Origin of the sequence: Streptomyces sp. NPDC047108, from assembly GCF_040643575.1 — a bacterium.
In the GTDB taxonomy this organism is placed as follows: Bacteria; Actinomycetota; Actinomycetes; order Streptomycetales; family Streptomycetaceae; genus Streptomyces.
This window is the reverse complement of sequence record NZ_JBEYUP010000028.1, coordinates 1-11992: the sequence shown is the minus strand read 5'-3', so window position 1 is coordinate 11992 and position 11992 is coordinate 1. Positions and strand designations below refer to the sequence as shown.

Here is an 11992-nt window from a genome sequence, read left to right as displayed (position 1 = left end):
CTGTTTCGCCCATGCACGCAGCATCGTCCTCCGTGTCCGCCCCTCCCCGGCCGCACCGTACGCACCAGACCGGCGGTGGCCCGTACCTCGACCCGACGCACGCCGTGGGGGCGGCGATGGGCGGGCGTGTTCGGCGGGCGCCGGGGCTCGGACCGGGGCCCCTCAGCGGGAGAATCGACTTGTCCGGCTCCCAGGGCGCACAGCTCCGCACCGCCATCGCGTCGGTGCACCGGATCTGCCCGGAGTTCAATCCGGTGCAGGTCCTGCGGCGCAACGGCCGTTCGGTGCTTCTCGTCGGCACCACCGGCCGCACCACTGCCGTCGCCAAGTGTTTACTCGACCACTCGCCCGCCTGGGCCGAACGCTTCCGCCACGAAATAACGGCATACCGCGCGTTCGTCCGGCACCGCCCGCCTGTGCGGGTGCCCCGGTTGATCGCCGCGGATCCGGACCAGTGCGCCCTGGTGATCGAGCGGGTGCCCGGGCGCGTCCTCTCCCTGCAGCGGCACCCGGTGGAGGCCCCGCCGCGTACCGACGTACGGGCGGCCCTCGGCGCCATCTGCCGGGTGAACCAGTGGCGGCCCCCGGCCGGGATGTTCGACGCCCCGCTGGACTACGCGAGGCGTCTGACCCGCTATCACGAGCTCGGCCTGCTGACCGACCGCGACATGGGGGACCTGCAGAAGCTTCTGCACGGGGTGGCGCACGCCTCCGGCAAGCAGAGCCAGGGCCAGTTCTGCCACGGCGACGCCCAGCTCTCGAACTTCCTGCTCTCCCCGGCCGGCGCGGCGCTCGTCGACTGGGAGCACGCCGGCTGGTACCTGCCGGGCTACGACCTGGCGACCCTCTGGGCCGCGCTGGGGGACGCCCCCATGGCGCGGCGCCAGATCAGCCAGATCGCGCAGGCCCCCGGCCCGGCCTCGCGGGACGCCTTCCTGGTGAACCTCATGCTGGTGCTCACCCGGGAGATCCGTACGTACGAGACGGCCGTGCAGCGCACGATGCAGGAGCCCACGCCGACCACGCCCCCCGCCCCCGGCTCGTCCGGCGAGGAGCAGCGGCTGCTGTTGCGCAGGCTGTACGACGACTGCGCCATGGCACGGCGGGCGGTGAGGGCGGCCGTCGGCACCCGCTGAGCACGCAGCGCCCTTGAGCGCCGTTCACACGAACGGCGCCGCGGGACGCAGGAAGTTCCGGGCGCACGGGAATTCCTGAGGCCGCGCGCGAGGCGTTCCCGCCACATGGAGGCTCGGCGGCCGCGGGCCGGGGCGCCCGAGCCGTGAGGGACACCGAGCGGCGCATCCCGACTACCCCCACCGGGGGAGTCCGGATGCGCCGCTTCGTGCTGTCCCGGAACTGGCGCTACTGGTCCACGCCACTGACGCGCCGCAGGTCGGAGCGGGTCACTCCGGAAGTCCTCACAGCCTTCATGACGTGCGACGATCCCTCCACGCGGCATGATTGACGGATCGTCGGTCAAGCGATAGCTCTAGGCCGTGTCTTCTGGATGAGCTCGGATCAGCCCGCCGCGTCCGGTGCTGGGGGCACCTCCCAGCGGTAGCTGGGGACAAGGCGGAGGAGTGTCCTCGTAGTGGGCCTACTCGGATGCTCCGACAACGCAGCGTGTGCCCCCCCCAGGCGAAGCTCTGGGGGAGCCGTGCCAGGCGTCGCGGGCCCGAGCTGATCCAGAAGACACGGCCGGGCCGTCCCACGTACCGGCTTCCCCACCCATCGTCTGCGCACCACCTGGCACAGCTCAGCCCGAGGAGGCTGCATGCGAGGATCCGTTGCCGACCGTGCGAGAACCGCACGTCGACGCATGACCCGGGCGGCGGGCGCCACGGCGACCGCCGCCCTGCTGTTCCCTCTGATCTCCGCCGCGCCGCCGGCGTCGGCCGCGTTGCCCGCCCCCGGCGCCGGTTCCACCGGCTCCCTGCAGCGGGCCTTCTCCGACGCCGCCCGGCAGTACGACGTGCCGCAGAGCGTGCTGCTCGGCGTCGCGTATCTGCAATCCCGCTGGGACACGCACGGCGGCGCGCCCAGCGTCTCGGGCGGCTACGGCCCCATGCACCTCACGGACGCCCGCACGGCCATCGCCACGGCGCCTCACCACGCCCACGGCTCCGAGGACCCGCGCGGCGACGACTCCCGGCCGGCCAGGGTGCTCACCCGCGCCATGCCCGGGCCGGGCGAACTGCCCGCGCGGCTGCGCACCCTGGACCGGGCCGCCGAGCTGACCGGTCTCGCCCCCGGGGAACTGCGCGACGACGCGTCGGCGAACATCCGCGGCGGTGCGGCCCTGCTCGCCGCGGCGCAGAAGAAGCTCGGCCTGCCGCTGAGTGCCGACCCCGCCCAGTGGTACGGCGCCGTGGCCCGCTTCTCGGGTGCGGACGACAGGACCACCGCTTCGACGTACGCCACGGATGTCTTCGACGTCATCCGCACTGGGGCGTCCCGGACGACCGACAGCGGCCGACGCGTCGTCCTCGCCGCCGCGCCCGGTGTCGCCCCCGACACCGAGCAGAGCCGGAAGCTGGGCCTGCGCACCGTGGACGCCACGAAGGCGGAGTGCCCGCGGACGGTGGCCTGCGAGTGGTTCCCCGCGCCGTACGCGGAGTTCGGCGAGGGCGACGAGCTGGACTACGGCAACCACGACAAGGCGAACCGCCCGCGCAGCCAGAAGATCGACCACATCGTCATCCACGACGTCGAGGGCTACTACGACTCCGCCCTCGAGCTGGTCCAGGACCCGAGCTATGTGTCCTGGAACTACACGCTCCGCTCCTCCGACGGCCACACCGCCCAGCATGTGGCGAACAAGGATGTCGCCTGGCACGCGGGCAACTGGTACATCAACTCCAAGTCCATCGGGCTGGAACACGAGGGCTTCCTCATCGCACCGGACGCCTGGTACACGGAGGCGATGTACCGCGCCTCGGCGCGGCTGGTGCGGTATCTGGCCTCGAAGTACGACATCCCGCTGGACCGGCAGCACATCCTGGGTCACGACAACGTCCCCGGCCCCATCTCCATGACCGTCCCCGCCATGCATACCGACCCGGGACCGTACTGGGACTGGGCGCACTACTTCCGGCTGCTGGGCGCACCGCTGAGGGCCACCGCCGGGGCGCGCAGCGACCTGGTGACGATCCTCCCGGACTACGCCGGGAACCGGCCGGTCTACACCGGCTGCACCGACGCCGGCGACGACACCTGCCCCGACCACGGTTCGGCGGCCGTCCGGCTGCACACCGAGCCGCGTGCGGACGCGCCGCTGGTGAAGGACATCGGACTGCGCCCCGACGGCTCGGACTCGACGACCGGCGTCAACGACATCGGAGCGCGGGCGACCACCGGCCAGCAGTACGGGGTGGCCGAGCGCAAGGGCGACTGGACGGCGATCTGGTATCTCGGCCAGAAGGCGTGGTTCCACGACCCGCGGACACAGCCCACGGCCGTGCCCGCCCGGGGCGTGGTCCTCACGCCGAGGAAGGGCCTGAAGGAGGTCCCGGTCTACGGGCGTGCCTACCCGGAGAAGGCGGCCTACCCGGACGGCATCACCGTCCAGCCGCTCGACCCGCTGCCGTACAAGCTCCTGCCCGGCCAGAAGTACGCGGCGGGGCTGAAGACGCGCGGTGAGTACTACTGGGCCACCACGTTCGACACGACGAATCACACAGTGGTGCGGGGCAAGCTGGAGTACTACCAGATCCAGCTCGGGCACCGGGTGGCGTTCGTGAAGGCCGACGACGTGACCGTGCGCCGTTCCGCGTCGTAGGAGCGGAACACCAGGAGGACACGGGGAGCCGCCGTCCGGCCGGGCCGGGCGGCGGCTCTCCTGTGCGGACGGGCGGCCGGTGCAGGGCCGACGGCGTCAGGACTGCTGGAACATCTCCGCCGGAAGCGGCTTGAGCAGCGCGTACAGGTCCTCGGTGATCGGCCGGTCCCAGCTGGCGATGGTGACCAGGACGCCGTCGCTGCGGTCGAACTGGACGCAGGAGATCCGCTCCTCGGAGACCACGATGCGCTTGACGATGAGGAGGTTGTCCTCCTGCATCACGGGCGTGTCCTCGGTCTCGACGACATGCACCGGCTCCTCGTTGCCGAGCGCGACGAGGAGCTGCGCCACCTCGAACGGGGGCTGGCCCTCGCCCAGTTCCCGCGCCGGGGAGCCCTCGGGCAGATTCCCGATGATCATCGCTGGGCCGCGTCCGCCGAACAGGTCGTAGCGGAGGAAGACGCCCTGACAGCTTCCGTCGGGGGCGGGCAGGAGGCCCGCGCCCAGGTTGCCGGGCCAGTCGCTGGGATCCATCGCCAGGACGTCGAAGTCCGGCCCGGTGGGCGTGGCTGCGCTGCGGCGGCGGAGGAACGACATGCGGACATGGTACGTGCCCGGGCCCCGCCGGCGTTCCGGGGCACGGGCGCGCGGGCACGAGCCCGGGCCCCACGGATCCGGCACGGAAGCACCGCATCTCGAACCGGCCGCGGCCCGGATACGCGGCCCGCAGAGGAAGGGCCCGCGATCACCGGCCGGGGGTGAGAGATACGGTCGGGACCTGCGAGAAGGGGGATACCACTGTGGTCTCGACATCACCTCTGGCCGAGGTCTTCGCCGCGCAACGCCGACTCGCCGGCCTGCTCGACGGGATCACCGACGCGAGCGTCCGTGGACCGAGTGCGCTCCCGGGCTGGTCGCGGGCGCATGTGCTCTCGCACCTCGAAGGTGTGGGCGCGGCCCTCGCCCGGCAGGCGGCGTACGCGGCCCGGGGCGAGCTGATCGAGGTGTACGACGGCGGACGCCCGGCGCGCGACGCCGCGATCGAGGCGGGCGCGCGCCGCACGGCCGAGGAACTGCGGCGTGCGGTCCTGGCGGTGCTCGCCGAGGCCGGGACCGTGTGGTCGGCGCTCGGGCCCGGCGACTGGTCGCGGCCCGTCCGCTATCGCGACGCGGAGGTGACCGCGGCGCTGCTGTGCTGGTGGCGGGAGCTGGAGATCCACACCGCGGATGCCCTCATCGGCCATGCGCCGCGCGACTGGTCCCGCCCGTTCTGCACCCATGCGCTGGATTTCCTCGCACCGCGAGGCCCCGCGGGAGGGCTGACGCTGAGAGCGACCGACGGTCCGGAGGTGTACGCCGTCGGCACCGGGCCCGACGCGGTGACCGTGCGCGGTGCGCTGAGCGATCTGACGGCGTGGATGGCGGGCCGCACCCCCGAAAGCGCCCTCGACAGCACCCTCGACAGCGGCTCCGCGCCTCTTCCGGAGCTCGGCCCCTGGCCGTGACCATCGGGCCATGACCGCGGGAACGCCCCACCCAGGACGCCCCGTGGGGAAGCGACGAGGAAACGCCGACGCACCCGCGCCGTGCCCGCTCGATGAGCCGGCACGGCGCGGGTGCGATGTCCTGCCCCGGGGTCTCCGCCCGTCAGGTGAGGTCGAACTCCCCGTCCCGCGCGCCGAGGACGAACGCGCGCCACTCAGCGGGGGTGAAGACGAGCGATGGTCCTTCCGGGTTGCGGCCGTCCCGCATCGCGATATAGCCCTCGACAAAGGCGATCTGGACATCACCCGTGCCCTGGCTGCTGGACTGCCACTCGGCGTTGCTCAGATCGAGCTTGGGCTTGGTGAACTCCGCCAGTGGCTGTTGTGTGGTGCTGTCGGCCACGTCCGTGCTCCTCCCGGTTCGTCTACCCCGGTCAGCCTAGCGATCGTGAGGGGAGGCGCACAGGCCGCAACGGCATTACGCGCCGGGGGGTTCGGAGCCGACCAGCCACATCGAGAAGAACTGCGAGCCACCGCCGTACGCATGGCCGAGCGCCCGCCGCGCGCCGTCCACCTGGTGCTCCCCCGCCCGGCCGCGGACCTGCAGGGCGGCTTCGGCGAACCGGATCATCCCCGATGCGCCGATGGGGTTGGTGGACAGAACTCCGCCCGAAGGGTTGACGGGGAGATCGCCGTCCAGTTCGGTGACACCCGATTCGGTGAGCTTCCAGCCCTCGCCCTCCTCGGCGAAGCCGAGGTTCTCCAGCCACATCGGCTCGTACCAGGAGAACGGTACGTACATCTCGACGGCGTCGATCTCACGGCGCGGATCGGTGATGCCCGACTGCCGGTAGACGTCGGCGGCGCAGTCCTTGCCCGCCTGCGGGGAGACGAAGTCCTTGCCCGCGAACATCGTCGGCTCACTGCGCATCGCGCCGCCGTGGACCCAGGCCGGCGCGTACGGGGCCCGCGCCGCGCCCTCCCTCCCGGTCAGCACCATCGCGCAGGCGCCGTCGGAGGACGGGCAGGTCTCGGAGTAGCGGATGGGGTCCCAGAGCATGGGCGAGGACTGCACCTTCTCCAGAGTGATGTCGTGTTCGTGGAGGTGGGCGTACGGGTTCTTCAGGGCGTTGCGCCGGTCCTTGTAGGCGACGAGCGAGCCGACGGCGTCGGGTGCGCCGGTGCGCCGCATGTACGCCCGTACGTGCGGGGCGAAGAAGCCGCCCGCGCCGGCCAGCAGCGGCTGCTGGAAGGGGATCGGCAGCGAGAGCCCCCACATGGCGTTGGACTCGGACTGCTTCTCGAACGCGAGGGTGAGGACGGTCCCGTGGATACGGGCCGCGACCAGGCTGGTGGCGACGAGCGCGGTGGAGCCGCCCACCGATCCGGCCGTGTGGACGCGGAGCATGGGCTTGCCGACCGCGCCGAGCGCGTCGGCGAGGTACAGCTCCGGCATCATGACGCCTTCGAAGAAGTCGGGCGCCTTGCCGATGACGACGGCGTCGATGTCCGCCCAGGTCAACTGGGCGTCCTCCAGGGCGCGTACGGCCGCTTCGCGGACGAGTCCGGCGATGGAGACGTCGCGGCGCGCGGCGACGTGCTCGGTCTGGCCGATCCCGACGACGGCGACGGGTTCCTTGCTCATGCCGGATCCCCTTCCAGGACGGCGACCAGGTTCTGCTGGAGGCAGGGGCCGGAGGTGGCGTGGGCCAGGGCGCGGTCGGAGGAGCCGCGGTGGATGCGGGCGGCGGCCTCGCCGAGCCGGATGAGCCCGGCCGCCATCACGGGGTTGGTGGCGAGGGCGCCGCCCGACGGGTTGACGTCCACGTGGGGCCCCAGCCGCAGCGCCTTGCGCAGGACCACCTCCTGCGAGGTGAAGGGAGCGTGCAACTCGGCGGTGTCCACGGGCCGTTCGAAGGCGCCGGCCCGCTCGGCCGCGAGGCGGGCCGACGGCGCGTCGGTGAGGTCCCGTACGCCGAGGCTGTGGGCCTCGATGCGGTGGTCCATGCCGCGGATCCACGCGGGACGGGAGCACAGCCGGCGCGCGGTGTCCCCCGCGGCGAGGACGACGGCGGCCGCGCCGTCGCCGACGGGCGGCACGTCGCGGCGGCGCAGCGGCCGCACCAGGTAGTCCTCTGCGGGGAGTTCACCGGCGTCGGCCGGGTCGCTCCGTTGCGCGTACGGGTTGTCCGCGGCGGAGGCGCGGCTGCGCGCGACGACCCCGGCGAGCGCCCGCTCGTCCGTCTCCCCCGCGTCGATGAGCGCCTGGGCCTGGAGTGCGGCGAGGGAGACGGAGTCGGGCCAGAGCGGCGCCACGTAGTACGGGTCGAGCTGACGGGTCAGCACATCGCGGACGCGGCCGGGCGAGGACTTGCCGTACGAGTAGACCAGCGCCGTCTCCGCGTCGCCCGTGAGGAGTTTGACCCACGCCTCGTACAGCGCCCAGGCTCCGTCCATCTCGACGTGGGACTCGGAGATCGGCGGCCAGGCGCCGACGCCGTCCAGGGCCATGGTGAAGGAGAACGCCCGGCCCGCCAGGTAGTCGCTGGAGCCGGAGCAGGTGAAGTCGATCTCGCCGGCCTTGAGGCCCACCTGGCCGAGGACGTCCTCCAGGACCGGGATCAGCATCTCGACCTCGGAGACCTCGGCCGTGTCGGCCCGGTGGCGGGTCTGGGCGAAGGCGACGATCGCGACGTCCCGGCGGCCGTCATGGAAGTCCGGTGTCACAGCAGCTCCTTGTACGTGTCGTAGTCCGCGTCGGGCTCGCCGGTGGGCCGGTAGTGGTCGGGATAGCGGCCGCCCTCCGCCCAGACGGGTTCGACGCGCAGCCCCATGCGCACCTGGTCGTACGGGATGCCCGCGATGCGTCCGTGCAGGGCGAGGTCGGCGCCGTCGAGGGCGATGTGGGCGTAGACGTACGGCACCTCGATGTCGAGGTTCTTGGCTTTGATGTTGACGATGCAGTAGGTGGTGACCGTGCCGTGGGGGCCGCACTCGACCTGTTCGCCGGTGGCCACGCCGCAGGTGGGGCAGGCTCCGCGCGGGGGCACGTAGACCTTCCGGCAGGAGGGGCAGCGCTCGCCGGTCATGCGGCGGTCGGCGAGGGCGGCGAGATAGCGGGTCTGCGCGCGGCCGGGCGAGTAGCTGTACTCCAGGCGGGCGGCGGCGACGATGCCGGTCACAGGGTCGTCGAACGCACCGTTGTGCGGGGTGGCTCGAGCCTCCGGCCCCTCGCCGCCAAGGCATTCCCCGGGGCCGTCCTCGTACGGCTCGAAGCAGGCGATGTCGGTGATGGCGCCCGTGCGCTCGGCGGCCCACCGGACGCGTACGCGCTGTCCGGTCCGTACGGCTTCCGGACCGGGTGCGTCGAGGGCGTGGAGCAGGGCGGTGTCGGCCCCGTCGAGGCGGACGAGGACCCAGGCGAAGGGGGTGGGCAGCGGCTGGTTCGGGCGGGGGGCGGGGTTCCAGGCCCAGGTGGTGACGGTGCCGAACTCCGCGACCTCGACGAGGTCGCGGAGTTCGGCCGCGGTCACCGGGTCGTACTCCACGGGTGGTACGAGCACCCGGCCGTCGCCGGTCCTGGCGCCGAGTACGGTGCGCTCGCGCAGCCCGGTGAGGAAGGCGCTCTGGACCGGCCCGAGGGAGCGCGTGAAGGGGAATTCCACGACCAGCGGTGCGCGGAGCACCTCCGGTGCGGGGGTGGGTGTCATGGGTGTCTCTCCTCGGTCGGGGGTCGGCGGTCGGCCGGGGCGGGAGTCCACCCGCGGTCGGCGCGAACTGCACGGCGTGGAACGGCGGTTGCGGGTGCGGGCGGCGGTTTGGCCGCCGGTGCGGATGGCGGTCGGCGCCGCCGTGCGGATGGCGGTCGGCGCCGCCGCTGCGGGCGGAGGCCCGTCCCCGCCGGGCTTTGCTGACGGGCCGTACGTCGGCCGGCCACCGGGGCGCGGGCCATCGCCGTACGCAGACGCCGGTCGCTAGGCGCGCCGGAACTCGGGCGTGCGCTTCTCGGCGAACGCCCGCGAGCCCTCCTTCGCGTCGGCGGTGTCGAAGACGGGCCAGCCACGGGCGAGTTCGCGCTTCAGCCCCTCCTCCTCGGTGCAGTCCGCGGTCTCGTACACGCTGGCCTTGACCGCCTCGACGGCAAGAGGGCCGTTGGCGTTGATGAGTTCGGCGGTCTCCAGGGCCTTCTGCAATGCCGTGCCGTCGGGCACGACCCGGCCGACGAGTCCGATGCCGTACGCCTCGGCGGCGCTGTACGGGCGGCCCGTGAGCAGCATTTCCAGGGCGTGCGTCCGCGGGATCTGGCGGGGCAGGCGGACGGTGGAGCCGCCGATGGGGAAGAGGCCGCGGCGCACTTCGTAGAGGCCGAAGGTGGCGCCCTCACCCGCGATGCGGATGTCGGTGCCCTGGAGGATCTCGGTGCCTCCCGCGACGCAGTGGCCCTCGACGGCCGCGATCACCGGCTTGCGGGGCCGGTGGTGCCGGAGCATCGCCTTCCAGTGCAGGTCGGGGTCGGCCTTCATCCGGTCCCGGTACTCCTGCCCTTCCATCCCGTTGCCCGCGAGGGCCTTGAGGTCCATGCCGGCGCAGAAGGCCCCGCCGGTGCCGGTCAGGACGACCGACCGGACGGCGTCGTCCGCGTCGGCCTCCAGCCAGCCGTCGTAGAGCCCCACGAGCATCGGCAGCGAGAGGGCGTTCTTCGCCTCCGGCCGGTTGAGGGTGAGCACCAGCGTGGCACCTTCGCGCCGCACGGTGAGATGCGCGGTCCCGCCCATGACAGTCCTCCCGTCTCGAGACCTAGAACAGGTTGCAGGAGCCGGAGAGGCAGTTCAAGAGTTTTCTGATGGTCAGTCAGATTTCTTGGGCGGCGCTCTTCCCACCTGTGCCCGCTGACGCTCTAATGACCGGACCGAGGCCCCGGGACCACGCTCCGGGAGACGTCCGGTCCGCCGGAGCGGCCCACGACGGGATCAGGAGGAACGGTGGAGTTCAACCTTGCCGACCTGTTCGAGTCGGTCGTCGACGTGGTCCCGGACCGCGAGGCGCTGGTGTACGTCGACCATCCCGGCACGGGCGCCGAACGGCGGCTGACCTACGCCGGGCTCGACGCTGTGGCCAACCGGCTGGCCCACCACCTCGCGGACAGCGGCATCCGTCCGGGCGAACACGTCGGCCTCCACCTCTACAACGGGGTCGAGTACCTCCAGACGGTGCTCGCCTGCCTGAAGATCCGGGCTGTGCCGGTCAATGTGAACTACCGGTACGTGGAGGAGGAACTGGTCTACCTCTACCGCGACGCCGACCTGGCCGCGCTGGTCTTCGACGCCGAATTCACGGAACGGGTGGCCGGCGCGCTGCACCACACCACCGCACTGCGCCACCTCATCAGGGCGGGAACGCCGGATGCCGACGCCCCCCGACTCTCCGTCCCTCCGGTCGAGTTCACCGACGCGGAGGCGGCCGGCTCGCCCGGGCGCGGCTTCGGACCGCGCTCCGCCGACGACCAGTTCATCATCTACACCGGCGGTACCACGGGCATGCCCAAGGGCGTGATGTGGCGTCAGGAGGACCTGTTCTTCGCGGGCATGGGCGGCGGGGCGCCGACCGGTGTACCGGTCGCCCGGCCCGAGGAGCTGGCGGAACGCGTGGCCGCGAGCGGCGAGGGCATCACCTTCTTCCCCACCCCGCCTCTGATGCACGGCACCTCCACGCTCACCGCGTTCATCGGCTTCCACTTCGGCCAGAAGGTCGTCCTGCACCGCAAGTTCGTACCCGAGGAGGTGCTGCGCACCGTCGGACGGGAGAGGGTGACCAGCATGTCGCTGGTCGGGGACGCGATGCTGCGTCCGCTGGTGGACGCACTGACGGGGCCCTTGAAGGGCGCGGACACCTCGTCCCTCTTCAGCGTCAGCAGCTCTGGCGCCGTGCTCTCGGAGACGATACGGAACCGCTTCCGCGAACTCGTGCCGCACGCCGTCCTGCTCAACAACTTCGGATCGTCCGAGTCCGGCTTCAACGGCACGGCGACGGACGACTCGGGGCCCGCGACCGGCTTCCGCGTCCAGGTCAACGAGCGGACGACGGTGGTGGATCCGGCCACGCTGGAACCCGCGGCGGCGGGTGTGCCCGGCCGGGTCGCCCAGTGCGGCCACGTCCCGCTCGGCTACTACAACGACCCCAAGAAGACCGCCGAGACCTTCTTCGAGCGGGACGGAACGCGCTGGGTGCTGCTGGGCGACATGGCGACGGTCGACGCGGACGGCGTCGTGACCGTGCTCGGCCGGGGCTCGCAGTGCATCAACACCGGGGGCGAGAAGGTCTATCCGGAGGAGGTCGAGCAGGCCCTCAAGGCGCATCCGGACGTGTACGACGCGCTGGTGACGGGCGTGCCGGACGGCACCTGGGGCAACCGGGTGTCGGCGGTGGTGCAGATGCGCGAGGGCGCGGCGGAGCCGACGCTGGAGGAGATCCAGGAGCACTGCAGGACCAGGCTCGCGGGGTACAAGATCCCCCGCGGCCTGGTCGTCGCCCCGCTCATCCAGCGCTCCCCCAGCGGCAAGGCGGACTACCGTTGGGCACGGACGGTGGCGGCGAACGGCCGCGCGTGAACGGCCGCGCCTGAACGTTCCGTCAGCGGGGGGTGCCTCTATGTCTTTCGTCAAGCGAGGCGTGGGGTTCTGGGTTCGTAGAAGGTGCCGTCGCGGAGCATTGCGAACAGCACGTTGATCCG

General features: G+C 72.2%; 10 protein-coding genes. 4 read left to right on the top strand and 6 right to left on the bottom strand.

Going from position 1 to position 11992, the window contains the following annotated elements; genetic code table 11:
* Positions 1-11 precede the first annotated feature (11 nt).
* Both ABZ822_RS30780 and ABZ822_RS30775 read left to right on the top strand, forming a co-directional pair.
* Entirely contained in the window at positions 12-1136 is a 1125-nt protein-coding gene (locus ABZ822_RS30780; RefSeq protein ID WP_360861404.1) for an aminoglycoside phosphotransferase family protein, read from the top strand.
* A gap of 638 nt (positions 1137-1774) precedes the next feature.
* On the top strand, positions 1775-3778 hold the full coding sequence (locus tag ABZ822_RS30775; RefSeq protein ID WP_360861402.1) for an N-acetylmuramoyl-L-alanine amidase: 2004 nt from the start codon (positions 1775-1777) through the stop codon (positions 3776-3778).
* 96 nt (positions 3779-3874) lie between these two features.
* Here ABZ822_RS30775 and ABZ822_RS30770 read toward each other — a convergent pair whose 3' ends face one another.
* Positions 3875-4375, bottom strand: a complete 501-nt coding sequence (locus tag ABZ822_RS30770; RefSeq protein WP_360861400.1) for a hypothetical protein — start codon at positions 4373-4375, stop codon at positions 3875-3877.
* A 203-nt stretch (positions 4376-4578) separates the two neighbouring features.
* Here ABZ822_RS30770 and ABZ822_RS30765 point away from each other — a divergent pair, with 203 nt between their 5' ends.
* The gene (locus ABZ822_RS30765) at positions 4579-5283 is read left to right on the top strand and encodes a maleylpyruvate isomerase family mycothiol-dependent enzyme (RefSeq protein WP_360861398.1); all 705 of its coding nucleotides are present in this window, start codon (positions 4579-4581) and stop codon (positions 5281-5283) included.
* 142 nt (positions 5284-5425) lie between these two features.
* Here ABZ822_RS30765 and ABZ822_RS30760 read toward each other — a convergent pair whose 3' ends face one another.
* From ABZ822_RS30760 to ABZ822_RS30740, 5 genes are all read right to left on the bottom strand, one after another.
* Entirely contained in the window at positions 5426-5665 is a 240-nt protein-coding gene (locus ABZ822_RS30760; RefSeq protein WP_360861396.1) for a DUF397 domain-containing protein, read from the bottom strand.
* Between the two features lie 75 nt (positions 5666-5740).
* Entirely contained in the window at positions 5741-6907 is a 1167-nt protein-coding gene (locus ABZ822_RS30755) for a thiolase domain-containing protein (RefSeq protein WP_360861394.1), read from the bottom strand.
* Positions 6904-7989: a thiolase domain-containing protein gene (locus tag ABZ822_RS30750; protein ID WP_360861392.1), complete on the bottom strand. Its 1086-nt coding sequence runs from the start codon at positions 7987-7989 to the stop codon at positions 6904-6906. Before ABZ822_RS30750 ends, ABZ822_RS30755 begins: the two co-directional genes overlap by 4 nt.
* A complete protein-coding gene (locus ABZ822_RS30745; protein ID WP_360861390.1) occupies positions 7986-8972 on the bottom strand; it encodes an OB-fold domain-containing protein in 987 nt (328 codons plus the stop codon). The genes ABZ822_RS30750 and ABZ822_RS30745 overlap by 4 nt, the downstream gene beginning before the upstream one ends.
* A gap of 264 nt (positions 8973-9236) precedes the next feature.
* Positions 9237-10037: a crotonase/enoyl-CoA hydratase family protein gene (locus ABZ822_RS30740; protein ID WP_360861388.1), complete on the bottom strand. Its 801-nt coding sequence runs from the start codon at positions 10035-10037 to the stop codon at positions 9237-9239.
* Positions 10038-10244: 207 nt separating this feature from the next.
* Between ABZ822_RS30740 and ABZ822_RS30735 the strand changes: the two genes are divergently transcribed.
* Positions 10245-11870 carry an acyl-CoA synthetase gene (locus ABZ822_RS30735; protein WP_360861386.1) on the top strand — a complete coding sequence of 542 codons (1626 nt, stop codon included), beginning with the start codon at positions 10245-10247 and terminating at the stop codon, positions 11868-11870.
* The last annotated feature ends 122 nt before the right edge of the window (positions 11871-11992 follow it).

What these genes read in the sequence shown, in the direction of transcription:
- ABZ822_RS30780 (WP_360861404.1), top strand. Translation starts at nt 12, where the DNA reads ATGCACGCAGCATCGTCCTCCGTGTCCGCCCCTCCCCGGCCGCACCGT.
- ABZ822_RS30775 (WP_360861402.1), top strand. Translation starts at nt 1,775, where the DNA reads ATGCGAGGATCCGTTGCCGACCGTGCGAGAACCGCACGTCGACGCATG.
- ABZ822_RS30770 (WP_360861400.1), bottom strand. Translation starts at nt 4,375, where the DNA reads ATGTCGTTCCTCCGCCGCCGCAGCGCAGCCACGCCCACCGGGCCGGAC.
- ABZ822_RS30755 (WP_360861394.1), bottom strand. Translation starts at nt 6,907, where the DNA reads ATGAGCAAGGAACCCGTCGCCGTCGTCGGGATCGGCCAGACCGAGCAC.
- ABZ822_RS30745 (WP_360861390.1), bottom strand. Translation starts at nt 8,972, where the DNA reads ATGACACCCACCCCCGCACCGGAGGTGCTCCGCGCACCGCTGGTCGTG.
- ABZ822_RS30740 (WP_360861388.1), bottom strand. Translation starts at nt 10,037, where the DNA reads ATGGGCGGGACCGCGCATCTCACCGTGCGGCGCGAAGGTGCCACGCTG.